Below are 23,354 nucleotides of genomic sequence, written 5' to 3'. Positions count from 1 at the left end.
ATGGCGGTCGACTACAGCGAGCTGCCCGTCGAGGAGGCGGTGCGCGCGGCGCGGGCCAGCTCCCGGCGCCGCCAGCTGCTCGATGCCGCGGTCGCGGTCATGGGCCGCAACGGTTTTCACCAGATGTCCATGCAGGACCTGGCCCGCGAGGCCGAGGTGAGCGTCGGCCTGATCTACAAGTACTTCGGCGGCAAGGAGGACCTGCTGCTGGCCACGATCGTGCGGATCCTCGACGTGTTCCGCGATCAGCTGGCGCCGGTGATGGCCGCGGCCGGCGACGACGTCGTCGGGCAGTTGACCGCGGGGATCCGCCGCTACATCGAGATCGTCGACGAGAACCTCGACGGCGTGGTCCTGACCTACCGGGAGAGCCGTACGCTGGGACCCGCCGGGCGCGCGCGGATCAAGGAGCTCGAGATCGCCAGCGCGGCGCCGCTGCGCAAGGCCATCGAGGACGGGATCGCCGCCGGCGTGTTCCGCGACGTCGACGTCGACCTCACGGTGTTCGACATCGTGCTGATCGCGCACGGCTGGGCGCTCAAGCACTGGCACTTCGGCCCGACCTACACCGTCGACGAGTACATCCGGCTGCAGACCCGGCACGTGCTCAACGCGCTGCTGAGCGATGACGGATCATAGGACGTATGAGCCTGAGGACAGTTGCACTTCTCGCCGCGTCGTTGCTGTTCGCTTCAGCCGCGCCGCCCGTGGCGCACGCCGACCCGACCGCCACGTTGCCCCCGCTGACCTCCGGCGGCGGGCCGATCATCGGCGGCGGCGCCAGCGCCGGGATCGCGAAACAGCTGATCGACCTGGCCAACCCGGACATCCAGCAGGGCGACGGCACGGATGCCGCCAACTTCATCAACGCCGCCGCCTCGGTCACCGACCAGGAGCTGGCGGCCCCCTTCTCGCTGCTGCGCCGGGGGTTGTCCTGCCAGAAGGACAACGCCGGGTTCGGGGCGCGGGCCTACCGGCGCGCCGACGGCAAGTGGGGCGGCGCGATGCTGGTCGCCGCCAAGAGCAACGTCTCGAACGGCTCGAGCAGCGGCTCGAGCGGCTTCAACGACGCCAGTATCGCTGCGTTCAAGCAGTGCGTCATGACCAACTGGCGCCGGGCCAGCGCCGGCGGGGAACACGCGATGTGCAACGGCAGTTGGGAGACCCCGACCAACGGCGACCTGCGCAAGGTCGAGACCTACTACATCCTGCTCGCCGGGACCTCGGCCGACTTCTGCGCCGACCTCAACGACAAGCTCAAGGACAACGCCCGCGGCTGGCCGTGACCTGGAAGGGGGCGTCGTCGCCGGCCGGTTCGCGGGGCCCGCGGGGTTGTGGTGGCGTTCGGTGGCGATGCGCTGTGCGCTTCAGAGGGGCGGCAGATCAGCGACAACCGCCGCGACACGCGGATCGGATACTTCCATCCTTCGGAAGAAAGCCAGGAGGAACTCGTCCGGTTCTACGTCGATCGGCTCGTCACCGGCGGCCGGGGATCCCGAGGATGCGACGAACTCGACTGTGTCGTCTTCTCCCAGACGGACCCGGTGTCGGTTAGAAGTCTTGCCCTCAACCAGCCGATTCATCGACTCAGCAGGGCCACGAATCGCGATGGATGCCTCTGCGGCCGGTATCGCCCACTCGTTTCCGGTTGCAGCGGCGATGTCGTAGCCGTGGACGAGCAGCTCGCACACGATCCATCGAGCCCCACCACCGCCAGAGATCGTTGATCCACCGTGGAAGGGATACTGACGGTCGAAGGCGACTTTGGCGTAGACGCGGTCGATCACCGTACGCAGATTTGCCTCGAGCCTGTCGGCGATATCGTTGATATCTCGGTCGGTGTACTCGGAGAGGCAGGTCGCGTTCAGCTCGGCAACCCCTTCGCCTGTGGCGGCGCGTCGACGATCGCCAAGCAGCCTGCCGAGCACCGTTACCACGTGCGCCGCGGTTTCCACCGCCGTCCAGGTGAGCCCAGGCACCGGTCGCGCGGCGCGATCCGGATCGAGCCCCCGGACCATCGACACGAACCGCTTCCCACTGTCATCCAGCGCGGCGAGGATGTCGGTTTTGGTTGCCTCTTCCACCCGCTAAGCGTAAGGCGGCCCGCGCGCGTCGTGGCATCATCCGGCGTGCCTCACCTACTTTGAGCGCGTGGCCGGTGGTGATGCCTCAGCTATTTTGAGCGCGTAGCGCGGAAGGCTTGCCCGGTATGGAGGGCAAGATCGACATGGCCGCAAGACGGCAGGTAACCAACAAACTGCGAGGTCAGTACGGCAAGGCGTGCAAGGCGGACAAGACCAAGATCCTGGATCGGGTGGTGGCCACCACCGGGATGGGCCGTTCGACGGCCCGGCGGATGCTGACCGGCCCGAGACTGGTGGATCCGGCCGAGCAGGTCGACAGGCGATCGTTGCGGGCGCGGGGCTTCAGCGACGACGCCAGGGCGCTGCTGGAGCACGTGTGGGCGTTGATGGGCATGCCGTGCGGCAAGTACCTGGTGGTCATGCGTGATCTGTGGCTGCCGTTGCTGGAGAAGGCCGGTGATCTGGACAAGCCGTTCGCCACCGAGGCGGCCATGGCCGGGGTGAAGGCGATGAGCGCGGCCACCGTGGACCGCTACCTCAAACCCGCCCGGGATGCGATGCGCATTAAGGGCATCTCGACAACGAAACCCTCACCGCTGCTGCGGAATTCGATCGCCATCCGCACCTGCGCCGATGAGGCGCCCAAGGTCCCGGGGGTGATCGAGGCCGACACCGTGGCGCACTGCGGCCCGACGCTGATCGGCGAGTTCGCCCGCACCCCTGACGATGACCGACGTGGTCATCGGCTGGACCGAGAACGCTTCGATCCGCAACAACGCCTCCAAGTGGATCACCGCTGGCATCGAGGAGTTACAGCGGCGGTTCCCGTTCCCGATGGTGATCTTCGATTCGGACTCGGGGTCTGAGTTCATCAACCACGAGGTCGCTAACTGGCTGCAGGCCCGCGACATCGAACAGACCCGCTCGCGGCCCTACCAGAAAAACGACCAGGCCCATGTGGAATCCAAGAACAACCATGTGGTGCGCAAACACGCCTTCTACTGGCGCTATGACACCCCCGAGGAGCTGGAGCTGCTCAACGAGCTGTGGCCGGTGGTGTCGCTACGGTGCAACTTTTTCACCCCGACCAAAAAGCCCGTCGGCTACACCACCACAACCAACGGTCGCCGCAAGCGCGTCTACGACAAGCCGGCCACCCCGTGGCAGCGCCTACAGGAATCGGGTGTCCTTGATGCGCAACAGCTTTCAAACGTGGCCACCCGAATTGAGGGCATCAACCCCGCCGATCTGACCCGCCAGATCACCACCATCCAGATGCAGCTGCTGGACCTGGCCAAAGCCAAGACCGAGGCCCTCGCCGCCGCCCGCCACATCGACCTGCAAGCATTACAACCGTCAATCAACCGATTGGCCAAGGCGAAGTAATGCAAGCCCCCCACGCCGCTCACTATGCGTGAGGCACCAGCCACCGCTTCGCGCTCACTTTTACGTGAGGCACCTCGTCATCGCGGTGCACTGGGCGCAGTAGTCCTGGGGTTCGGGGTCAGTGTCGGTGGCGGGACAGCCGCCGACCGGGCGGGCTGGATCAGCGTGCCGTCGGGAAGCCGCTTTTCGGCCCAGCCGAGGAACGTCTTGATCAGATAATGTTGACGGCTGGCTAGTGTCCTGCGCCATTAATTCGTTACATAATTGTAATCGATGGGCTTCGGCGGCGTTCCGCAACGAATCACGTTGGTGGATGGGATGATTCATGTATGGCATCACGTGGGCGACCGACGGCGGAGTTGGCCTTGACCGAGGAGGAGCGTGAGACTCTGGTTCGGTGGTCACGGCGGCCGAAGTCGTCGCAGGCATTGGCGTTGCGGTCACGGATCATCCTGGCCTGCGGCGAGGGTTTGTCCAACAAGGCGGTGGCCGCGAAATTGGGTGTGTCACAGCCACGGTGGGCAAATGGCGTACCCGGTTTGTCGACAAGCGGCTCGATGGGCTGGTCGACGAGCCGCGTACCGGTCGCCCGCCGTCGATCCTGTTGGACAACTGTTCGTCGACAAGGTCGTCGATGTTGTCGGCCTCTACCACAATCCGCCGGAGAAGGCCGTCGTCCTTGCGTAAGTCCGATGATCTCGAATGACCTTGAAAGCCCTTGCGCGACACCGCTCCAGCACCGACGGACGGGGCGACAAGATTTTGTAGAGCCCGAAGCCCGACGCACGTCGGCAGTGCGCGGTAAGGCTTTGGAGGGAACGCCGGGATATCGCGGGCGATTTGGCCTATCGTTTGACGATGACTGATGGGCCCCTTGACGCGGAGTACGACGATGGCGGCCGAGCGGCTGCCGGGTACCGGGACGAGGCCGGGGACTGTCTGGTACGTGCCATCGCCATCTGTCGACTGCCAGGCGAAAGGGACCACTTCAGGGCTGGTTTTGCCATGAGGATGGGGCCACCTGTTTGCCATTGATGGGACCATCTGGGCTGGTGTTTTGCCAGTTACTAAAACGGTCATTAGTTTAGTCGACTTTATGGTTGAATTATGTTGAATTATGTTGTGCGAGATGATGATGGCCGCAGGCTCGATCACGGAACGCTTGAAGCGATGAGAATGCGTGCGGTGCAGGCGGTTCTCGACGGCCAACATCCAGAATCGGTGGCCTTGGCGTTGGGGATGCACCGCAAGACGGTGTACGGGTGGGTGGCCACGTACAACGAAGGGGGTTGGGCGGCACTGAAGGCCAGGCCGATGCCTGGTCGTGCGCCGAAGCTGACCGATCAGCAGCTGGGCGAGCTCTACGCCTTGGTGGCGGGCAATGACCCGCGCCAGCTGCAGTTCGAGTTCGCGTTGTGGACCCGGGAGATGGTGCGGGAACTGATCAAGCGCCGGTTCGGGGTGTCGTTGGCCGTCACCAGCGTCACCCCACGCAGGTGCGCAACCCCAGCGTGGGGACTCCGGCGATCTAACGACAGAGGTATCTGACCTTTGTTACAAGTCGGGAATCTACCCCCTTGACTCAGGATCACCTGTCAGTCGGCTGGCCAAGGACATCGACACGCCGGGCTTGACCGTGAACCATTGCGCCGCAGTCACTTCGCCGTTCTGACGACAGTGAGGTCGTGATCATGTAGCGCGGTGATAAGTGCGCGGGTGCCGTCGTCGCGTTCTGGCGCCAGTTCGTGGGCGATGGCCGTGCGCACCACGGCCGATACCGGTAGGCCGCGTTCTGCGGCAGCGGCGCGTAGCCGGGTCATCTCATCGGCGGTGAGGCGCACGGTAAGGGTTTGGGCCTTTTCGCGGTTGGGGTGGGTGGCCGACGCGGTGGTGTATTCAGAGCTGTCGACGGCTTCCAACTCGCGCGCCTCGTCGAGCAGGTGGCTGAGCTCGTTGTTCACTGGTTGTTCCTTTCCCGGTATGTGCTCTGGTCGGTGAGGTTGGCAGGCCAGCAGTTCGCACCGTATTGCCGGTCCTCGTAGCTAACGACGATGACGACGAGCACTCAATCTGCGGTCGGCGAGAATCCAATGAACCGGCTACTTTTGCCCGAGCGGCTTTTGGGATCGGGGATAAACCCCACCACGTCGGGATCGTTGACGGCCTCGGTTGCCATCTCAACTGTGGTGCTGTGCTTGTCCCACATGTGGGTCACCGCGTCGCTCGGCCAATGCAACTCGGTCACCAGGCCAGTGTATTACAAACGTATGGCATCTGCTCTGTTTTCTGCGGTTACCGACCGGAGCAGCGGCTTGCCACCAGCGAAGCCGCAAAGGGTTGGGAGGCGTTATGCCGGCAAGCGCCGGCCAATACCGCGGAGGCGTGGCAAGAACTGCGTGCCCGGCCGGACAAACCGGTAGCGATGGGCCGACACCACCCGTTCGTAGACCGGCTCGCCAGTGTTGTGCACCGCGGTGTCGCAATAAAGCAATGGCAATACGAGGCCAACAGGGGGCGGGCAACTCTGGTACGTCGTCGACACCGAGAAATACACCCTGCGGCTACGCCGGTCTCGGCCACTCCTCCGCCACCGATTAGCTCCCAGCGCCAGCGCTGGACCTGGCCGGCACGACCGCGTCCGCCATTCTACCAACAGTGCGCAACCGGGCTCCTGGCCGGTGGGTGGATTAACGACGCCTCAGTAACCTTGGGCCACTCTGTCGTAATTCACGCAGCATGACCAGCGAATTCCATTGCGCAACACAGACATTTGGCCTTCGTCGCAAGTCGATAATCTACCCGCTTCAGCAGTGCGTGCAGAGTGCCTCGGACGACGGGGCTGGCAGGTCCCCGATAGTCGGTCCGCCTGGTTTTGGAGCCAGGTTGTGTTGATACCGATTTCAGTTGATCTCGCAGGCCACGGGGTGATGGGTGTGGCTGCATCGGGCAGCGTACTCGGCGGGGGTGAGGTAGCCCAGCGCTGAGTGACGGTGTCGATGGTTGTGTTCGTGCTTGAAGTCGCCGATGACCACGCGGGCTTCGAGCAGGTTGGTCCAGTGGTTGCGGTTGAGGCACTCCCTTCGTAGCCGGTTGTTGAACGATTCGATGTAGCCGTTGTTCCATGGGGTCCCGGGCGGGATGTAGGACAGCCCCACCTTTCCAGCGCAAAACGATTGCAGCGCTTGGGAAATAAGCTCAGGGCCATTATCCATCCGCAGCACCTTCGGTGGACCGCCAGCCGCGGCGAACACCCGCTCCAGCTCGGCGATGAGCCGCTGGGCAGTAATCGAGCGCTCCACGATGTTCAGCAGCGATTCTCGGGTGTGCTCGTCGAGCATCGAGGCGATCTTGACCGCTTTGCCGTCGATGGTGGAATCGAACTGGAAATCCAGCGCCCACACCACCTTGGGCGCGTCTGCCTCGACCTGCGGGGCGGTGCAGGCCCCGCAGCGTTTACGCGGGCTGTGCACCCGGCGCTGCAGCCCCTCCTGCTTCCACAGCCGGTGCACCTTCTTCTTGTTCACCTCACGGTGTTCGTCGTGGCGCAGGGCCGCCCAGGCGCGGCGAAACCCATGGCAGGGGTGTTTGGCGGAATAGTCCCGCAGCCAGGCCCGTAGCGGCGCGTCAGGGTCAGCCGGGGTAGCCGCCAGCGGGGTGCGGCGATAGGTGGAGCGGGCCAGCCCGACCGCCTTGCACGCCAGCCGTTCTGACATGCCCAGCACGTCTTTGAGCATGTCCACAGCGCGGCGTTTGGCGTCCGGGCTCAGAATTTTCCCTTGGCGACCTCCCGCAGGGCGTCTTTTTCCAGCTCGGCCTCGGCCAGCAGCCGCTTGAGGCGGGTGTTCTGTTCCCGTAGCTCTTTGAGTTCTTTGGCCGCGTCCACGTCCATGCCGCCATAGCTGCGCCGCCAGTTGTACAGCGTGGCCGGCGACACCTCCAACTCGGCCGCGATCTCTTCGTTGGTCTTGCCCGCCGCAGCGAGCTCATCAGCGCGGCGCAGCTTACGCACCACGTCCTCAGCGGAATGCTTCTTCCGGCCAGCCATGTTCTTCATCGTCCCTTCCAGCCCCCGTTCGGGGCCACAGGACTCTAAAACAAGGCGGACTCATTCACCGGGGACATGCCAGGGCATGGCCGCGAAAACACTTGAAATGTAATACGGCCATGTATTACATTTAGGTGTGTTGGTCGACTGGTCCAGACGCGGTGACTACATCGCCAAGCATGGAGTCACACCTGAGCAGGCCGACGAGGCGCTAAACGATGCCAACGCAGTCGTCTTCGACCCCGACTACAACACCATAAGCGGCCAGCAGGTCCGCACCGTCGGCTACTCGCCAGGCGCCCGGACTGTCCTGAGCGTGATCACCCTTGCCAAGGACGGCGTCGTATGGGGCGTCAACGCGTGGAAATCCAATAGCCGTGACCGCAACTACTACCGCGAGCGAGGTCCAGATGAACGAGAAACTTGATGATTTGCTAGCCAAAGTCGGCGACGAGGCCGAGGCCGCCGAGGCCGACCAGGCCGACAAGCCGATTCCTCCACACGTGACGATCACCCGCGGCAACCCACGCAGCAAGGTGTTGCAAATCCGGCTCAACCCAGAAGAGTTGGAGTCGCTGGAACGTATCGCCCGAAGCCGCGAGCTACCGGTGTCGACGATTGCCCGCGAGCAGCTGTTGCGGCTAATCGCCGAAGACCACTTCGAAAGCCCGCGCGCATTGGCTCAGCTACGCGAACGGCTAACCGGCGCCGCCGACACCATCCTGCAGGTTGCCGACACCATCGCCGGCACACCCACGGGTTAAACCGCCAGACATGTCTGGCCCACCTCGCATGTCTCAAACAACACCCCATGCGCCCGTCGAAGCTTTCACCAGCCATTTTGTCAAGGACTCACGGTCAAAGCGCCAGAGACATCTAACCTTGGTCGCAAGTCGGGAATCTACCCCCACTTGGGCGGTGGCAGGAACGACCGGAACCGACTTGCCTCCCGGCACCCGGCGGTGCGTTTCTACAGGTCACAGGTGGTCTGCACGGATGGCCATCGAACACCGAACCGCGCGCAGGTCGTTCAGCGTCGCGGTTGACGTGTCGCGCGTTATCAATCTCGACGAGGATCGCGGCCTGGGGACTGCGCGAGTCCGACGACAACCCGCTCCTGGCGCTGACTCGCGGCCGGTATCGTTTGCCCTAGAGACGTACGTACAGGTACCGTACACTACAGCTGATCAGTTAAGGAGATGTTGTCGTGGCAGTCAAAGCGAAGCGCTTCGAACTTCGCGCGGAGGAGGCAACCCTGGACCGCATCCAGCTAGCCGCCAACGTCGTGCATGAGCAGACCTCGGAGTTCGTCCGGAAAGCCGCGATCCAACGTGCCGAGGACATCCTGCGCCAAGAGCTGTTAACGGTGATGGAGCCCGAACAGTTCGACAAGCTGATGTCCTCGCTCGATGCTGCCGACGCTGCACCACGACTTGCGGCAGCCGCACGCAAGCCTGCGGCGTTCAAACGGCGTTGAGCAATGTTCGAGTCCGCGCGGCTCGACGACGCGCACACGCTGGAAGGGTTCGACTGCGGCAATGAGTCACTGAATAGCTGGCTGATCGAACAGGCTCGCCGCGCGGACAGCAGCAGAGTAGCGCACGTTTACGTATGGACCCCGCACGGAGAGCCGAAGGTCTGCGCCTATTTCGCCATCTGCCCCACCGAAATCGTGCGGAAAGACGACGGCGTGTCGGGGTCGATGGCTGGGGGCTATACCCGCATACCCGGATATTTGATTGCCCGTCTGGCCATCGATGCAGCGCTGCATGGCCAAGGGTACGGCGAGCAGCTACTCCTAGACGCACTGGGGAAAGCCGTTGCCGCGTCGGAGATCGGCGGAGGGCGGCTTGTCGTCGTTGATGCGATAGATGACCAAGCTCAGTCGTTTTACGAGCACTACCACTTCGTTCCCGTCCGGCACCGCGAGCGCCGCCTCGTGATGAAGGTGTCCACAGCGGCCAAGGCGCTCGGCGAGCGCTGGCACGACTCGACAGCAGACTGAACGGCGGGTTTCGCAAGTGGCGTGAAGCCCGCCAGGCCCTTGCACAACGATGTCGACACGTTGGCGGTACGCACAATGCCAGCTGTAGCTGCGTCGGGCTTCCGAGGCGTCGATCGGCGTTGCCGCCCGCCCGTGCATTGGGCCGACTTATGCGGATCACCTCAGATGTCTCAAATAACACCCCTGACTCGATCATTGCTCCTACCAGCAAGTTTCGCCAGCGACCAACGCCGAAATGACCGAACGACATGAGGTTACTCGCAAGTCGGTGATCTACCCCCTTTGCGGTCGAGCCGTGTCAGAGGCTCGGCAGCGGTTTCTAATTTGCCGTGATCTTCGGTGTTGGAGTCGACCGTGTCGAGGGGCGCGCACCGTGTGTCAATGTTGACCGGTGACCGCTCAGGCGTTCGTCGACGAGTCGGGCAGGGGAGCCCGCTACTACGTGTGCGTAGCGGTGGTGGCCGATGGGGACGTGGACTCATTGCGTCGCTTGGCACGCTCGCTTTGCTTACCAGGGCAACGACGGTGGCATTTCGTGCATGAACGCGTTAGCCGGCGCCGGCAAATCGTCGATGCGCTCGTTAGCAACGCCTCGACGACGGCGCTGGTTTTCCACGGCAAGGGTGACGAGACCACGGTCCGAGCTGAAAGCTTCCGCCGAATGGTGCGCCTACTACTCGACCGCAACGTCACCCGGTTGGTTATCGAATCGCGCGAGGGCCGCGACCATCTGGATCGGCAAGTGCTCGTCGGTGAACTGCGCGAGCAGTCTGCCGGATTCGGTTACGACCACATGCCCGCACATAGCGACCCGTTGTTGTGGGTTGCCGACGCCGTCGCCTGGTGCTCGTCGGCCGGTGGAGTGTGGGCTGAACGGATTCACCCGCTTGTCGCGCACTTAGAGCGTGTCGTCCATTGAAAAACGCGAAGCCCGGCCGCTCACCGTCCGGAGAGGAGCCGGGCTCACTTCCTGAAGCTCAACGCCCCAGGCTCGTTCAACTTTATACCACGTCGCTGCCATCACGGAAGCAAACGCTTGGGCATGTGGGGAGGGCCGCGAAACGTGCGGTCTCCGACTCGTGTTCTGTCGGAGCTTGTCCATCGGGGGCCTTCGTCCGTGGAGTCGCCAGCAAGCCCACCAATCCGGGTCACCTCACATGTCCCAAACGACACCCCTTGCTCCATCAGTAGCTTTTACCAGCCATTTTGCTGATCAGCCGCCGTCGAAGCGGCAGAAACATCTGACCTTGCTGACAAGTCGGGAAACTACCCCCTGGTGCGGGTGTTTTCGGGTCCAATGCATCGAGTGTGAATCCTGGCGTCGAGCGTGAAACGTGGGCGAGAAAATCGCGAAAATTCCGCCCCCTGTTCACACTCGACGCCAGGAGGGCAGACAGAAAGCGGCAAGCGGACGGCCAGCCACCAGATTCATCTGTCCTTGCTCGCACGTCGGGAACCCCCTTTGACGGGGTCTTCGCGGTTAGTAGTGGTGCAGGTGGATCAGGTTTCCGACCAGGGTGAGGCGGTCATGTGCGCGATGCTGTCACCCGTTTGGCCGTCTCCACCAGCTGCTCGGCTGCGCGGTTCATCTTCTTCAGCTCGACCGATGTCAGATCCTGATGGGTATACGCTGCCTTGTTCTTCAAGTTCAGCAACGTGTTCAAGTGCCGCTCGGATCCGCTGTCGGCCTGTTTCAGCAGCGCGACGGCCTCGTTGTGACTGCCGGTGTTCGAATGCACACCGAGGCGTACGCAACAGATCACGTCCGCGGCGGCGATGCCGGCGTCGACGTAAAGATCACCCGCCGCGTTGGCCATCTCCTTTCCCAGGAGGTCCGCGGCGTCGAAGAATTCGATCGCCTTCGATATGCGTCCCGCGATGACCGCGGAATCGCAGTCGCGTTGTCCCGCCATCAGGACCTCTCTCTCAGTTGCCGGTTCAGCCACGACCGTGTCCCCGCGACAGTCAGGCCCTGCTTGGATATGTCGTCGAGCAGCGGCTCACCCGCGACGGCTGCGGCGATGAGCTCGTCTGTGGTGTATTCGACGATCTGGCCGTCGTTCCCGGTCCACGCGGCGACCGATCGCGCGAGTTCGGTCAGCCGCTCTTCCCACTGCAGGTCCTTACCGCGGTCGGTGCCGGAGGCGCGCACCAGGAACAGGTCGATGTCGCTGTCGAGCGTCATCCGCCCCGTTGCCGCCGACCCGAACACCGCCGCGTACGCGAGCTCCTCACCCCACCCCTTCAGGTGCTTCTCCAGGCGGTCGAGGAACGCGGCGGTCAGGCGCGACAGCGCCGTGATCGGACCGGCCGCGAGATGTTCGGTGTTAAGGCGGTAAGTGTGGGTCCGGCCGACCTGATCGTGGAGCACCACCCCCTGCGCGGTGAGCCGCGTCAGGACCTTGCGGATGCCCTCACCCGAGACCGCGGTCAGCATGCGCTGGATCTGAGCGACCGTGAACGTCGCGTCGGCGGTCGCGAGCACCGCGAGCACGTCACCATCCAGGGTCGGTGTCACCGTGGCGAACGGCTTGTTGAGCTGCATCGCAGACACCCCTTACTCCAACTAAAGTTAGAGTAATACAACTATAGTTGAATTGCATGCGCTTGATCGGGCCTGGTCTTCAGTGGCACGGGCATGACGCGACCCACCTACCTCACATGTCGCAAATGACACCCCAGGCCCCATCGCCGGCGTTTACCAGCCCTTTTGTAGCTGACAGTCAAGCGAAGCGCCAGAAACATCTGACCTTTGTCGCAAGTCGGGAATCTACCCCTTGCGCTCGGGACAGGGGCCTGTACCCGAGGGTGTGGCGGCCAGGCGCTATAGCTTTGCCCTGTCGGGTGTCGGCGTGCGGGTGGTCGGGGTGGTGTCGAACAGGACTCGGAGGTCGGTTCCTTGGTAGGCGTTGCAGTCGACGGTGTGTCCGGCGATGTTTGCGCTGTTGGTGAATTGCCACGCGGCGGGGGTAACACCTCCGTAGGGTGCCCATCCTTCGCCGGTATTGCCGCCAGAGTCGGCGTAGATGGTTGAGGCGTAGCCGGAGCCGTCCGGGTACCCGGATGACACCAGGGCGTCGGCCAGGCCGGACAGGGTGCCGCGGCCCTGCTGCCGCCAGTACCACTGGGGGTAGTAGCCCAGCTGCACGATGATCCCGGCGGCGTTGAACGCGTCGACCACGGCGGTGAGATTAGCCAGGTCGCCGCCGTTGTCCTCCCAGTCCAGCATCGCGCGCGTTCCGCCGTTGTTGGCGTGCCAGGTTCGCACCTGCGAAGCGGGGTCGTCGGTCGTCACGTAGTGGTAACCGATGACGGGCAGGTTATGCTGCTGGCACCATTGCCGCACCGGCGGCCAGTACGGGTCCTCGTAATAGTTGCCCTCGGACACTTTGTGGCACATCCCGCTAAAACCTTCTGGCACGAGCTGTTCCAGGAAACTAATCGCGTCCTGGACAGACGACCAGTTGTTGTTGCTGCAATCGGGGTAAAACAGCGTCACGGCCGGTGCCAATGGCCGGTCTGGGCAAGATATTTGGTGATCCGCACCAGCCCATCACGGTCGCGGCGCACCTGCCAGCACAGCCCGTTATCGGTTTTGACCGCGGTGGCGACCGCCCCGGCTTGGCGGCGAACTTCCCCGGCCCGCGTAGCATGACCATGTTTATTCACCGGCGACCCCTTATTCCGTCTTATTCCGTCACGTCACCGGGAAATGGTAGCGCCGATATGCGGGCTGGCAGGTGCCCTCCACCCCACGGTTGGGTGGCTCTGGCATACGGGTGTGACCTTGGGTTCAGATCGTTGGCTTCTACCCCGAATCCAAGCCCATAGGTCACACCCGCACCAGGAGCCACGCCGGTCATGAGACGATAAACGCCGGGGTCCCAGCCCCACACATCGGCCTTTCCGGCACCCTGGGCGGCCGGGGGATCGCACCCCCCGGCTTCCGCCATTTCCCCCAGGGGGATGATCCGAAATGCCGGCTTCGAGCGTGGATCCTGGTGCCCGCCCCGGCCGGATGCCCGTCCTGAGCGATCCGCCCCCGCGGCCGGTCACCGGTGCCGGGACCTGCTGGCGGCGCTACGGCGTTCCGTCGGTCCCTGGGGTGCCGCCGAAAAAGCCGGCGGTGCCGCCGGGACCTCCGTTGCCGCCGCTGGCACCGTCACCGCCGTTGCCGCCGTCGCCGTAGAGCGCCGGGGTGAACTTGCCGTTCATACTTGCCCCGGCGTTGCCGCCGTCGCCGCCGTGGGCGGGGTAGGCGCCGCTCCCGGCGTCACCACCGTTGCCGCCGAATCCGAACAATCCGAGGCCGTCACCGCCGTCACCGCCGTGGCCGCCGTGGCCGAGGGTGGTGTTGCCGCCGTGCCCGCCGCCACCGCCGAGACCAGCGCCTACCAATGCGGCGCCCAGGCCGCCGTCACCGCCAGCACCGCCGTGCCCGCTGGCGCCGGTAGCGGCGCCGCCGGCCCCGCCGCCCCCACCGCTGGCGATGCCCACCAACGTGGCGCCCACACCGCCGTCACCTCCGGCACCGCCGTGACCGCTGGCGCCGGTGGCGGCCCCGCCGGCCCCGCCGGCCCCGCCGTGATCGAGGCTGCCGCCGAACAGGGCGAGGCTGACATCCATGCCGCCGGTGCCACCGGCGCCACCGTGCAGAGCGGCGGCCCCGCCGGCCCCACCGGCCCCGCCGTGGGTGACGTCGAACCCGGCAAGCGCCAAGCCGGCGGCACCACCGCCAGTACCACCCACGCCGCCGGTGCCGTCCACATGGGTGGCAGCGCCACCGGCACCGCCAGCGCCGCCGTGCGCGACGTCGAACCCGACGAAGGAGACGCCAGCGCCGTAACCACCGGCGCCACCCGCGCCGCCGGTGCCACCCGTCCCGGTGGCGGCACCACCGGCGCCGCCGGCGCCGCCCACCGCGTAGTCGATCCCGATTAGGCTGCGGCCCGCGCCGAGGCCGCCGGCGCCACCGTGCCCGCCGACACCGGAGGCCCCGCTGGCCGCGCCACCGGCGCCGCCGTGCCCACCGAAACCAAGAAACAGGCCGGCGTCGCTGCCGCCCGCGCCACCGGTCCCGCCGGTGCCGGTGGTGGCGGTCCCACCGGTCCCGCCGGTGCCGCCCCACGACAGGAGAAGACCCCCGGCCCCGCCGGCCCCGCCGGTACCGCCGGCACCGGTGGTGGCGGTCCCACCGGTCCCGCCGGTGCCGCCGATACCGAACAGCAATCCCGAGACCCCACCGGCCCCACCGGCCCCGCCGGCTCCCCCGTTTCCGGCTCCTGTGGCCGGCCCTCCGGCCCCGCCGATTCCCCCGTCGCCGAACAGCCACCCCCCGGCCCCGCCGGCCCCGCCGGTGGCTCCCGGAGCGGTGCTGGCCCCGCCATGCCCGCCGTCGCCGAACAGCCACCCCCCGGCCCCACCGGCGGTGCCCACACCATCAACGGTGGTGCCGTTGGCGCCGTTGCCGAACAGCGGGCGCCCGGTGAACCGCAGGAACGGCGCGTTGATCGCCCCCGACACGTCACACTCAACGGTGTGCAGGGCCTGCAGGCGGCTGGCGCTGGCGGCCTCGGCCGCCGCGTAGGCGCCCGCACCGGAATTCAGGGTGTCCATGAACCGCTGGTGAAACACCGCCGCAGCCGCACCCGCGGCCTGATAATCGCGCGCGAACTCAGAAAACACCGCCGAGATCGCGGCCGACACCTCATCGGCGCCCGCGGCCGCGATCGCCGTGGTGGCCGGTGAGGCGGCCGCGCGGGCACTGTTCACCGCCGAACCGATACCGGCCAGATCAGACACCGCCGCTACCAGGGCTTCCGGCACCACGGCCACCGACGTCATCGACACCACCACTCAGCCATCAGACCCTCACCCACACCGGGCACAAAGCTACCAGCCCCGGTGACGTGACGCGCCGGCGCACGCTAGCCAGCTGGAGCCCCCGCCCTTGTTGCTCGGCGCGACTTCGGGGCTGGCGCGCGCGCCTCACGCAGACACGTGGCTACACCACGAAACCAGCCTTACCGCCGCGTCTTACACATGGCGCCGACAGTAGAACCAGCCCAAACGCCCAATTCAGCGCGCTTCGTTACTGATAAGACGCGGGCGACCGACGCTATCACGTGACATCGTGTGATGCCATAGCGAAATTGTTTCGGGTTGAAGCAATTTCGCCGTCGACATCGTGGGAGCGGACTGGTGATCTCCTGCCAAATTTCTGTGACATCTTGGGTCACATCTGTCTGTGAAATCCGGCCCATGCCGAGGTGCGGTCTGCTAGCGTCAGCGAACTATGATGGCACCGATTTACCCGCAGCCCGCAGCGGTTTTGCAGTTGCCTGCGGACAAGTCGCAAGCTCTGGTCCAGCAGTTCGGAAAACAGGGTATCGGTCGTAACCCTCAACTGGTCAGCACCACCACTACTCCTAGCTGGTATACTGTCTACATCGTCACCAATCCGTCCGGTGCAACTATCGTTGACGTGGTGCTGGATGGCGCAGGGCGGGCCGGGCGGTGGCGTCCAGCAGCAGTGGAACCGCGGGCGACAACGGGTGGCAACGGCGCTGCTTGCTTCCGCTTCCACACCCGCTTAATCCCAGGGACGAGGCACCGCGAAAGTTACGTCCCACGACCATAGCTTTGCGAGGTTAACGAAATGAGCAATCTGCAAAATCCCGGGGCCGTTGCTGAAGCTCAGCAGCAGATGACGGATGCGCTCAACAATCTCGTCGCCGCGTTCGGCATATTCATTGAGCATGTCATCACAGACCCATCTCTTATTTTCTCAGCAGCAGACCTTATTACGGAGGTTTCAACGTCAACTCCTTCTATAGTTGACGATATCGTCGAAATTTCTGGATGTGCTGCGGAAATCATTGTCGATGCTTTACCGTAGATGCGGCGGGGTGGCATTTCGCGGCCGACAGCGGATAGTTCCGTGTGCCGTTCATGCATAGTTTGGCCAGCGTCTTGGGCTTCTAGGGATATTAACAAGGAGGCTTATTCAAAACCCTGGGTGAAGAATATGAGGCCGCGGATTGCGGTGAACGCGGTCTGGAATGTTGACAGCGGGCGCCGGTAGTCGGTGTGGAGTATTCTCCATATTTTGATATTCGCGAGTCAACGAACCTACAGAAACGTCAGTAGATTCAGGCGAAAGCCACCAATAGTGACTGTTTGATAGATTACGTCAATTCATTAGGGGGCGAAATCCGCGGCAAGGCAAACGCCTACTTGAACCCAGTGCAGTGCGATATCGGCGGCAAGAAAAAGCAACGACAACGCTTCCAAGAGGTCATCGAGATCATCAAGGATAAGATGGCCCGTCAAAAACCCGGCGAATGCATTGGCAGCCTCGGTGACAATTCCATAGAGCGCTATCAGGAACTGATCTTCTGTCACGTTCTCGACATTACCACCAACTCAGCTTCATTCAACCCCCGAAACCACTGCCACGTAGCGAAAGTTGACTGCTTGATCCTTGGGTCGTCAGTGTGGCGCGACGCGTGTGGCCGGGTGTGGCTGTTGTGATGTTTGGTCGTGGGTGTGACGAGCCGGGATCGGGTGTCGTTCGGGGGTGTTGGGCGGGGCGGTCCGACGGGCCGCCCCGATAGACCGCAGCCAACGCACGTAACCGCACCGCCAACAACCGATTCTGCGCCGTCGTCTGATCCAACTGGCGCTGGATCGCTTCCAAATCCTGATCCATCGTCGCGACCACCAGCTGCGCACCCGCCCGGGACCTTCCCAGCAGCGCATTCACCGCGCTCGCCGCCCGCGCCTGATGGTGAATCGCACCCGATCGCGCGGCCCGGGTCAGCAACAGCCCCGCCAGGGCAAGGTCAACGCAGGCGAGCTTGATCGTCCTGTCCCAGCTGCTGCCACCTTCAACGATGGCAAACCGCTGGAATGATCGACCGACATCAGACCGGCCGCCGAACTCGCAAATCACCGGAACAGAGGTCGCCTGACAATTCCCGATCGACAAGGATCGACATTCCTCCTCGTAGTACAGCGACTCCAGTCCCTGAACAAGCCGTCCAAAGTTGACTCAGCCTCGATATAATGGCCAACGCACGCCGGCCTTGGACTGCCAGCATTAGGCAGGAACCGGGATGTATCCCGCGCCGGGGCCACCAGTGCTGTTGACATCATCAAGGATGGCGCTGAACGTCGTCATCTCTATGAATTGATGCGGCGGCGCTCCCTGCAGGTCGGGCGGGATGAACATGCCACCGGTGATCAGGCCGAGAAGCAGGCCATCGGACGTGGCCGGGCCGCCGTCATCGCCTGGCTGATAGGCGCCCCCGCCCATGGACATTCGCCGGTTCCGGAATGGAAGGGAGCCGATGCGGCCGCAGAAGTCACCGGTGGCGGCCCCGAGTCGGCACACTGGCTGGCCCCGCTCGAAAGGGCTGGTGTCGATGCCGTTGATGACGAATCCGGCGAAGTTAGCAATCGGGGTGATTTTGGCGGGGTCGAATTTGATCACGGAGTACTTCAGACCAGGGTCGTTGGCAAGGGCCACCACGGTGCCTACGGGACCGAGGTTTTCCGAACCCTCGGCAACCACTGGGGAGTCAGGTCCGCCGCAGCTCGCGGCGGTGAACCCAACCAGGTCTCCGGTTTTGTCGTGGCCGATCGTGTTCAGCGTGCAGTACGTGCCGTCGACGATGATGCCCGCTCCGCCGCCCAGCGGGAGCGCCGCAGAGGCGGCGGGGGCACACACGACGGCAAGCAGCAGCACGGACACGCACACTCCGGCCCACCAGCGATATCCCGCCCGCATCATCGACAGCCTCCCCCGCTACCGGGTCGTTGGTCACTCGTTCAGTCACGTCATCAGGGGTGTCAGCATGGGGCGAAACCCATCCCAATCATCGCGGCACGGCAGCGGCGGCCATGCTGATTCCGCGACCTAAGAAACAGGACTGGGGGCGCGGCGCGGTCAATCGCAAGCATGCGGTGGTCAGGTATGGAAGTAGAGGTATACGGCGCCGTCACCACCGTTGCCGCCCGGTGCGTTAGTGCTTGAGGCACCACCAATACCTCCGGCTCCGACGGTTACTGCGATCTCGGTCATCCCGGAGCTGATGGTCTGGGTGTATCGCTCGACCCCGCCACCGCCACCGCCGCCCCCGCCCTCGGTGCCAGATGTGCCGCCAGCGCCACCGCCGCCGCCCCCGCCCGGCGACGCACCGTTGCCCCCAGCGCTGTTGTCACCTGCGGCACCGCCGATACCGCCCGTGTAACTTTGCCCATTGAAGATGACGCTCGGCGAGTCACCACCGTAGCCCGCAGTGCCTCCATCGCCTTCGCCGCCTCCGGTGCCGCCGGTGGCATATATCGAGACACCTCCACCGTTCACCGATGCGGTCGTTTCGCCGCCGTCCGTCCCGCCCGCGACGCCGGACTCGTCGTCGTATCCGCCGCCGCCACCACCACCGCCACGCGCGATCATGTCGACCGAAGTCGCACCGGACGGGATCTGGACGGTGTAGGAGCCGGGAGTGGTGATGCTCACCAGTTGAGGGCTACCTGCAGTGCCCTGTTTCTGGAACTGTTGCACCAGAGACTGAGCCTTGTCAGTAAGTTGCTGGAAAGTTGTTGCGAGCTGCGGGTAGTTCGGCGTAGTCATAGCTCCTGAACGTAGCAGGCGAGACGCTGCGGCGTCAGGGGTTTCCTCGGAATTTGAAGGACGAAACCGCGCCTGATAGCAGTGAAGAAAGTCCTCACCGCCGATGTCAGACATCATTGTTTCAGGAGTCGGTCGTGATCTGATCTGCGCCAGCGAGGGCGACTCGACGGCTGCGCCTGGGAGCGCCATGCGCACGATCGTCGCTGCCCGATGTCCGGCCGGCCGGCGGAAGTTCTCTCACGGCTCACCGGTGGGCTGGTCTCGGTGGCGGGTGGCGGACGCAGGGCGCAGTGCAGCGACCGGCGCGGACGGAAGCGCCAGCGGACGGAAGCAGAGGGAGCGCAGCGGAGCCCGGAGGTAGCCACCCGCCAGGGCGGATCTGCTCAGGTGGGTGGTGAGCTGTGGGAACGGTGCTGCGGTGGCCGAGGCGGCGGGCCGGCAGCGGCCGTGTCGCGGGGATCGCGGGAGTGGGCGTTTACCCGTAGAGGCGTTGGCGGAGTTCACGCAGGCCGGACAGGCGCGGGCGTCGGTGCAGGGCTTCGATGTCGTCGATGAGTTCGGCGACGCGCGGTGATTCGGCGAGTTCTTCGGCAGCGATCTGTTCGGCTTTGATCAGGGCCAGCAGTGCGCCGCGCCCGGAGCGGGTGAGCAGGTGGGCGCGGGCGAGGTCGACCAGGTACCGGGCTTGCCGTTCGGGTGAGAGCTGCTCGGGGTGGCGGACATGGGCGGCGCGGTCGAGGGCTTGTTGTCCGTTGCCGAGTTCGACTGCGACACCGACGGCGTGCATGGCCACGTTGGTGGGTCCGAATTCGGTGTCGTGGTGGTTGCGGTCGGCGCTCAGGACGGCGGCGAGCCGGCGTGCCACCGTCAGACATTGTTCGGCGTCCGCGGTGTTGGCGTCGCGGGCGTGCAGAATCGCCAACAGCAGCGCGCTGGAGCCCACGAGTGAGATCAGGGCGTGATCGCCGCCGGCGATGATGGATTCGTGTCGTTGGGTTGCTTGGGTTAAGACGTGGCGGGCCAGTGCTTGTTCGCTGGAGTCGAGCAGGGTGCGGGCCATGCGTAGTTGACCGGCCAGGATCAGGGCGGGGTCGTGGGTGCGTTCGGCGGCGGCGATGGCCCGGTCGGCGGCGACCCATCCCGCACCGCGGTCACCGACTTTGACCAGCATCGCCGCGGCGGCTTGATAGGTCTGGGCAAGAAGCGGAAACAGTTCGGGACGTTGGGTTTTCGCGGCGGTGCGGCTAGCGTTTTCCAGCTCGCCGATCAGGGCGGCGATGGCTGGTCCCATGTCGCGGTAGGCGCTGGCGTGGATGCGCTCCCAGATGTGGCCGGTGCGTTGTCGCAGTGATTCCACATCGCAGGGTGGACCGTCGGCTACCGGTGTGATGATGCTGTCGGGGGCGGGGTGTCCGGCGATGGCCAGACGAAGCCGCTCCACGTAGGGCCGGTTGCGGGCGGTCTCGGCGTCGGGTCCCAGGGCGGCTTCGATGAACTCTTGCAGCGGGGCGCCCAGCAGCGCGGCGAGTCGCCCCAAAACCGTGATGTCGACCAGCGGCAGTTCGCCGCGTTCGATCTGGGCGATCCAGCTGACCGATTTGTGCATCTGGCCGGCCAGGCGCTCCCGTGACCAGTTCTTTTCTTCTCGGTAGGTACGAACCAGGTCGCCGGGTGTGGGGTCAGCGCGGGGCACCGTCGCCTCGAAGGGGCCTTCCGTTGATCGCACCGGCAACGGGGGTAAGTGTCCACACCTCGGGCGGGCCGGCCAGATGCTGGGTCCGCTCGGCCAGGAACCGGCGGGTGTGCGGCGCGGCTTCGTGTGCTTGGAACGCGTCGTGGCTTCGGTAGCACTCGTAGAACACCCGCACGCTGGGCTCGTCGGCCTGGGTGTGGCTGGCATACACGATCGTGTCGGGTTCCTCGGTAGTGATCGCGGCCAATGTGTGCGCGACGAGTGCGTCGAAGGCGTCCTCGTGTCCCGCGCGAATAGTGAACCTGACCAGCAGTGCGAACAATGTCACTCCCAACGTGCGACACGGCTGTGGCGCGTTGTTGTCGTTCTCGTGTGCGCGGTTGCAGCACACCCTACCGGGCTGCCTCGTTGGCGGCGTTGACGACAAGAGCGGGCACCGGCGGGGGCGGCGGCAACCCGTGAATCCACGCGCGACGGTGCGAGGCACCGCACAGTTTTGCACAGCCGCGCTGTGTGTTTTGGTCCTCCGTTCTCGACCTTGGCTGGTGTCGGGCTGCACTGGGTGGCGCGTCCAACAACACCGTTGGGCCGCTCACCAGAGAAGACAGGACACATCATCATGAAGTTGCGAATCGAGACCACCGGCGTGACGTTTCTGTGCACCCGGATTCCCGAGCAGCGCACCAATTTCGACACCGGCGCACCACGCATCGACAAGGCGACCGGGCAGGCGTTGTGGCAGGTCCAGCTGATCGCCCTGGACGCCACCGGCGGCGAGGTGCTGGCAGTCACCGTGGTTGGCGAGCCGAAAGTTACTGTCGGCCAACCTGTTGCGGTGTCGGATCTGGTGGCGTTGCCGTGGTCCCAAGACGGCCGCTCGGGCATCGCGTATCGCGCCGAGGCCATCACCGCCGCCGACCCGGCAGCGGCCGCGAAGGCGGGCCAGCAGGCCCGGTAACCGAAGGGCTGGCCCGGCAGCACCCGCATGAGCGCGGTGTGGCTGTCGGGCCGGCCGCCCCGGCAACACCACAACCCGTCGCAATGGAAAGCGTGCCATCATGTCGAACACCTCAAACCGCTACAACCGCAACACTAATCAGTCATCTGATGATGACTGGATCGGTGAGTTGATCTGGGGATTGGTCAAAGCCGCCGGGCAGCTGCTGTGGTGGGCAATCCTGTTCCCGGTCCTCAGTATCCCCGTCATCGTCTCGATCTGGGTCGCCATCGGCCACGGCCCCCGCGCAGGTGCGCTGACCGCCGCCCTAGCTGCTGCGGCCTATATCGGCTGGGCAGCGCTGGAGCCGTCCTCGTTCACCGCGTGGGTAACCGCGCCGGTGCGCCAGCGCTGGCTGTCGTGGTGGCGGTATCACCGCACCTGGGACTCGGTGTGCGCGCTGCACGGTTTGACCGCCCGGCTGGGTGAGCGCACCCTGATACCCGCGGTGCGGTCGGTGCAGATCGGAGACCACGCCGACGTGCTCATCGTGCGGCTGGTGGCCGGCCAATCGATCCGTGATTGGCACAAGTGCGGCGACGCGCTGGCGGCGGCGTGGCGCGCCAATCGGCTCATGATCCGCGCCACCACCCCCGGTGAGCTGCGGATCATCATCAGTCGCGGTGACGTGCTGGCCCAACCCATTGCCCTGCCCATGCCGACGCGGGCAACCTTGGTCGACTTGACCGCGGTGCGGGTCGGGATCACCGAGATGCGGACCTGGTGGCAGCTACCCGTTGTGGGCCAGCACATTTTGATCGCCGGTGCCACCGGAGCCGGGAAGGGCTCGGTGTTGTGGTCGCTGATCGCCGGACTGGCACCACAGGTCGCGACAGGGCGGGTGCGGTTGTGGGTGATCGACCCCAAAGGCGGCATGGAGCTGGGTGCGGGCGCCCCGATGTTTTCGGTGTTTTGCCACCACACCGGCCAGCCCACCGTTGAACTGCTGCGCGGGCTGGTGGGGTTGATGCAGGCGCGGGCCAACCGGCTGCGCGGACACACCCGCCTGCACGCCCCCAGCACCACCGAGCCGTTGATCGTGGTGATCATCGACGAGATCGCCGCGCTGACCGCCTATGTCAGCGACCGCAAATTGCGCACCGAAACCGAGCAACTGTTGGGCCTGTTGCTCTCCCAAGGCCGCGCGGTCGGGATATCGGTGGTGGCCGCGGTGCAAGACCCGGCCAAAGACACCCTGCCGGTGCGGCAGTTGTTCACCGTGCGGATCGGGCTGCGCATGACCGAAGCCACCCAGACCGCGATGGTCTTGGGTCAAGGAGCCCGCGATGCCGGCGCCGAATGCGACCTGATCGCTGATGCCACGCCCGGTGTCGGGTACGTGATGATCGATGGCACCGCCGACCCGATACGGGTCCGGGCCTTTCACGTCACCGATCGCGATATCACCTTGTTGGCCCGCACCTTTCGGGCACCGCGTTCAGGCGAACAGGGAAATCGGTGAAGACCGTAACGACGCAGAGCCCGGTGATCGTGCTGCCGGGCC

27 protein-coding genes and 1 pseudogene are annotated in these 23,354 nt (G+C 64.9%); 13 read left to right on the top strand and 15 right to left on the bottom strand.

The genetic code is table 11. From position 1 onward, the window contains the following. Complete coding sequence (locus ACJ512_RS03200; RefSeq protein ID WP_407689034.1) at window positions 1-639, top strand: TetR/AcrR family transcriptional regulator; 639 nt, start codon at window positions 1-3, stop codon at window positions 637-639. Continuing rightward, window positions 636-1,286 carry a hypothetical protein gene (locus tag ACJ512_RS03195; RefSeq protein WP_407689039.1) on the top strand — a complete coding sequence of 217 codons (651 nt, stop codon included), beginning with the start codon at window positions 636-638 and terminating at the stop codon, window positions 1,284-1,286. The genes ACJ512_RS03200 and ACJ512_RS03195 overlap by 4 nt, the downstream gene beginning before the upstream one ends. Before the next feature lie 81 nt (window positions 1,287-1,367). Here the strand turns inward: ACJ512_RS03195 and ACJ512_RS03190 are convergent, their stop codons facing one another. After that, entirely contained in the window at window positions 1,368-2,084 is a 717-nt protein-coding gene (locus tag ACJ512_RS03190) for a maleylpyruvate isomerase N-terminal domain-containing protein (RefSeq protein ID WP_407689035.1), read from the bottom strand. Window positions 2,085-2,332: 248 nt separating this feature from the next. Here ACJ512_RS03190 and ACJ512_RS03185 point away from each other — a divergent pair. The 3 genes and pseudogenes from ACJ512_RS03185 to ACJ512_RS03175 all read left to right on the top strand — a co-directional run. Then, window positions 2,333-2,617, top strand: a pseudogene (locus ACJ512_RS03185) (integrase catalytic domain-containing protein); the annotation flags it as partial. A 301-nt stretch (window positions 2,618-2,918) separates the two neighbouring features. Next, window positions 2,919-3,470, top strand: a complete 552-nt coding sequence (locus tag ACJ512_RS03180) for a hypothetical protein (RefSeq protein WP_461479960.1) — start codon at window positions 2,919-2,921, stop codon at window positions 3,468-3,470. A gap of 1,170 nt (window positions 3,471-4,640) precedes the next feature. After that, window positions 4,641-5,018, top strand: coding sequence for a helix-turn-helix domain-containing protein (locus ACJ512_RS03175; RefSeq protein ID WP_461479965.1), 378 nt, complete (start codon window positions 4,641-4,643; stop codon window positions 5,016-5,018). Between the two features lie 107 nt (window positions 5,019-5,125). Here the strand turns inward: ACJ512_RS03175 and ACJ512_RS03170 are convergent, their stop codons facing one another. The 3 genes from ACJ512_RS03170 to ACJ512_RS03160 form a co-directional block, all read right to left on the bottom strand. Continuing rightward, on the bottom strand, window positions 5,126-5,431 hold the full coding sequence (locus ACJ512_RS03170; protein ID WP_407689302.1) for a ribbon-helix-helix protein, CopG family: 306 nt from the start codon (window positions 5,429-5,431) through the stop codon (window positions 5,126-5,128). A 104-nt stretch (window positions 5,432-5,535) separates the two neighbouring features. Beyond that, the gene (locus ACJ512_RS03165; protein ID WP_407689301.1) at window positions 5,536-5,715 is read right to left on the bottom strand and encodes a hypothetical protein; all 180 of its coding nucleotides are present in this window, start codon (window positions 5,713-5,715) and stop codon (window positions 5,536-5,538) included. Window positions 5,716-6,370: 655 nt separating this feature from the next. Further along, window positions 6,371-7,515 (bottom strand): IS3 family transposase gene (locus tag ACJ512_RS03160; RefSeq protein ID WP_407689303.1). Its coding sequence is split into 2 segments (ribosomal slippage): window positions 6,371-7,248 and window positions 7,248-7,515, totalling 1,146 coding nucleotides; the frame shifts between segments, so codons are not numbered across the junction. A gap of 136 nt (window positions 7,516-7,651) precedes the next feature. Here ACJ512_RS03160 and ACJ512_RS03155 point away from each other — a divergent pair. The 5 genes from ACJ512_RS03155 (at window position 7,652) to ACJ512_RS03135 (ending at window position 10,439) form a co-directional block, all read left to right on the top strand. Continuing rightward, window positions 7,652-7,942: a transposase gene (locus tag ACJ512_RS03155; protein ID WP_407689300.1), complete on the top strand. Its 291-nt coding sequence runs from the start codon at window positions 7,652-7,654 to the stop codon at window positions 7,940-7,942. Next, on the top strand, window positions 7,926-8,279 hold the full coding sequence (locus ACJ512_RS03150; protein ID WP_407689299.1) for a CopG family transcriptional regulator: 354 nt from the start codon (window positions 7,926-7,928) through the stop codon (window positions 8,277-8,279). The genes ACJ512_RS03155 and ACJ512_RS03150 overlap by 17 nt, the downstream gene beginning before the upstream one ends. Before the next feature lie 443 nt (window positions 8,280-8,722). Then, window positions 8,723-8,992, top strand: coding sequence for a type II toxin -antitoxin system TacA 1-like antitoxin (locus ACJ512_RS03145; RefSeq protein WP_407689298.1), 270 nt, complete (start codon window positions 8,723-8,725; stop codon window positions 8,990-8,992). Between the two features lie 3 nt (window positions 8,993-8,995). Next, on the top strand, window positions 8,996-9,520 hold the full coding sequence (locus tag ACJ512_RS03140; RefSeq protein ID WP_407689297.1) for a GNAT family N-acetyltransferase: 525 nt from the start codon (window positions 8,996-8,998) through the stop codon (window positions 9,518-9,520). 391 nt (window positions 9,521-9,911) lie between these two features. After that, a complete protein-coding gene (locus ACJ512_RS03135) occupies window positions 9,912-10,439 on the top strand; it encodes a hypothetical protein (RefSeq protein WP_407689296.1) in 528 nt (175 codons plus the stop codon). Between the two features lie 607 nt (window positions 10,440-11,046). On the opposite strand, the gene ACJ512_RS03130 is transcribed toward ACJ512_RS03135, so the two are convergent. The 5 genes from ACJ512_RS03130 to ACJ512_RS03110 form a co-directional block, all read right to left on the bottom strand. Continuing rightward, entirely contained in the window at window positions 11,047-11,433 is a 387-nt protein-coding gene (locus ACJ512_RS03130; RefSeq protein ID WP_407689295.1) for a hypothetical protein, read from the bottom strand. Then, window positions 11,433-12,065 (bottom strand): nucleotidyltransferase domain-containing protein, encoded by a 633-nt coding sequence (locus ACJ512_RS03125; protein WP_407689294.1) that lies wholly within the window; start codon window positions 12,063-12,065, stop codon window positions 11,433-11,435. Before ACJ512_RS03125 ends, ACJ512_RS03130 begins: the two co-directional genes overlap by 1 nt. Window positions 12,066-12,344: 279 nt before the next feature. After that, window positions 12,345-12,941: a hypothetical protein gene (locus ACJ512_RS03120; protein ID WP_461480093.1), complete on the bottom strand. Its 597-nt coding sequence runs from the start codon at window positions 12,939-12,941 to the stop codon at window positions 12,345-12,347. Between the two features lie 74 nt (window positions 12,942-13,015). Continuing rightward, the gene (locus tag ACJ512_RS03115; protein WP_369741947.1) at window positions 13,016-13,189 is read right to left on the bottom strand and encodes a hypothetical protein; all 174 of its coding nucleotides are present in this window, start codon (window positions 13,187-13,189) and stop codon (window positions 13,016-13,018) included. A gap of 411 nt (window positions 13,190-13,600) precedes the next feature. Next, window positions 13,601-15,364 (bottom strand): PE family protein, encoded by a 1,764-nt coding sequence (locus ACJ512_RS03110; RefSeq protein WP_369741948.1) that lies wholly within the window; start codon window positions 15,362-15,364, stop codon window positions 13,601-13,603. A gap of 814 nt (window positions 15,365-16,178) precedes the next feature. On the opposite strand from ACJ512_RS03110, the gene ACJ512_RS03105 reads away from it, so the two are divergent. Next, a complete protein-coding gene (locus ACJ512_RS03105) occupies window positions 16,179-16,418 on the top strand; it encodes a hypothetical protein (RefSeq protein WP_369741949.1) in 240 nt (79 codons plus the stop codon). A 302-nt stretch (window positions 16,419-16,720) separates the two neighbouring features. On the opposite strand, the gene ACJ512_RS03100 is transcribed toward ACJ512_RS03105, so the two are convergent. From ACJ512_RS03100 to ACJ512_RS03075, 6 genes are all read right to left on the bottom strand, one after another. Further along, complete coding sequence (locus tag ACJ512_RS03100) at window positions 16,721-16,924, bottom strand: hypothetical protein (protein WP_369741950.1); 204 nt, start codon at window positions 16,922-16,924, stop codon at window positions 16,721-16,723. Between the two features lie 31 nt (window positions 16,925-16,955). Then, entirely contained in the window at window positions 16,956-17,510 is a 555-nt protein-coding gene (locus ACJ512_RS03095; RefSeq protein WP_369741951.1) for a hypothetical protein, read from the bottom strand. Between the two features lie 111 nt (window positions 17,511-17,621). Next, on the bottom strand, window positions 17,622-18,311 hold the full coding sequence (locus ACJ512_RS03090) for a chymotrypsin family serine protease (RefSeq protein WP_369742071.1): 690 nt from the start codon (window positions 18,309-18,311) through the stop codon (window positions 17,622-17,624). 180 nt (window positions 18,312-18,491) lie between these two features. Then, window positions 18,492-19,160, bottom strand: a complete 669-nt coding sequence (locus tag ACJ512_RS03085) for a hypothetical protein (protein ID WP_369741952.1) — start codon at window positions 19,158-19,160, stop codon at window positions 18,492-18,494. A 475-nt stretch (window positions 19,161-19,635) separates the two neighbouring features. Further along, on the bottom strand, window positions 19,636-20,886 hold the full coding sequence (locus ACJ512_RS03080; RefSeq protein ID WP_369741953.1) for a helix-turn-helix domain-containing protein: 1,251 nt from the start codon (window positions 20,884-20,886) through the stop codon (window positions 19,636-19,638). Next, a complete protein-coding gene (locus ACJ512_RS03075; RefSeq protein WP_369741954.1) occupies window positions 20,840-21,181 on the bottom strand; it encodes a putative quinol monooxygenase in 342 nt (113 codons plus the stop codon). The genes ACJ512_RS03080 and ACJ512_RS03075 overlap by 47 nt, the downstream gene beginning before the upstream one ends. Window positions 21,182-21,472: 291 nt before the next feature. Here ACJ512_RS03075 and ACJ512_RS03070 point away from each other — a divergent pair, with 291 nt between their 5' ends. Then, entirely contained in the window at window positions 21,473-21,811 is a 339-nt protein-coding gene (locus ACJ512_RS03070) for an SCO3933 family regulatory protein (protein WP_369741955.1), read from the top strand. Between the two features lie 100 nt (window positions 21,812-21,911). Further along, on the top strand, window positions 21,912-23,312 hold the full coding sequence (locus ACJ512_RS03065) for an FtsK/SpoIIIE domain-containing protein (protein WP_369741956.1): 1,401 nt from the start codon (window positions 21,912-21,914) through the stop codon (window positions 23,310-23,312). Window positions 23,313-23,354: the final 42 nt, after the last annotated feature.

Source organism: Mycobacterium cajalii (assembly GCF_045809005.2).
In the GTDB taxonomy this organism is placed as follows: Bacteria; Actinomycetota; Actinomycetes; order Mycobacteriales; family Mycobacteriaceae; genus Mycobacterium.
The sequence above is the reverse complement of the archived record's forward strand: the minus strand, read 5'-3'. Positions and strand labels throughout refer to the sequence as shown.

What these genes read in the sequence shown, in the direction of transcription:
- ACJ512_RS03130 (WP_407689295.1), bottom strand. Translation starts at nt 11,433, where the DNA reads ATGGCGGGACAACGCGACTGCGATTCCGCGGTCATCGCGGGACGCATA.
- ACJ512_RS03125 (WP_407689294.1), bottom strand. Translation starts at nt 12,065, where the DNA reads ATGCAGCTCAACAAGCCGTTCGCCACGGTGACACCGACCCTGGATGGT.
- ACJ512_RS03110 (WP_369741948.1), bottom strand. Translation starts at nt 15,364, where the DNA reads ATGACGTCGGTGGCCGTGGTGCCGGAAGCCCTGGTAGCGGCGGTGTCT.
- ACJ512_RS03070 (WP_369741955.1), top strand. Translation starts at nt 21,473, where the DNA reads ATGAAGTTGCGAATCGAGACCACCGGCGTGACGTTTCTGTGCACCCGG.
- ACJ512_RS03175 (WP_461479965.1), top strand. Translation starts at nt 4,641, where the DNA reads ATGAGAATGCGTGCGGTGCAGGCGGTTCTCGACGGCCAACATCCAGAA.
- ACJ512_RS03140 (WP_407689297.1), top strand. Translation starts at nt 8,996, where the DNA reads ATGTTCGAGTCCGCGCGGCTCGACGACGCGCACACGCTGGAAGGGTTC.
- ACJ512_RS03150 (WP_407689299.1), top strand. Translation starts at nt 7,926, where the DNA reads ATGAACGAGAAACTTGATGATTTGCTAGCCAAAGTCGGCGACGAGGCC.
- ACJ512_RS03065 (WP_369741956.1), top strand. Translation starts at nt 21,912, where the DNA reads ATGTCGAACACCTCAAACCGCTACAACCGCAACACTAATCAGTCATCT.
- ACJ512_RS03090 (WP_369742071.1), bottom strand. Translation starts at nt 18,311, where the DNA reads ATGCGGGCGGGATATCGCTGGTGGGCCGGAGTGTGCGTGTCCGTGCTG.
- ACJ512_RS03105 (WP_369741949.1), top strand. Translation starts at nt 16,179, where the DNA reads ATGAGCAATCTGCAAAATCCCGGGGCCGTTGCTGAAGCTCAGCAGCAG.
- ACJ512_RS03200 (WP_407689034.1), top strand. Translation starts at nt 1, where the DNA reads ATGGCGGTCGACTACAGCGAGCTGCCCGTCGAGGAGGCGGTGCGCGCG.
- ACJ512_RS03180 (WP_461479960.1), top strand. Translation starts at nt 2,919, where the DNA reads ATGGTGATCTTCGATTCGGACTCGGGGTCTGAGTTCATCAACCACGAG.
- ACJ512_RS03085 (WP_369741952.1), bottom strand. Translation starts at nt 19,160, where the DNA reads ATGACTACGCCGAACTACCCGCAGCTCGCAACAACTTTCCAGCAACTT.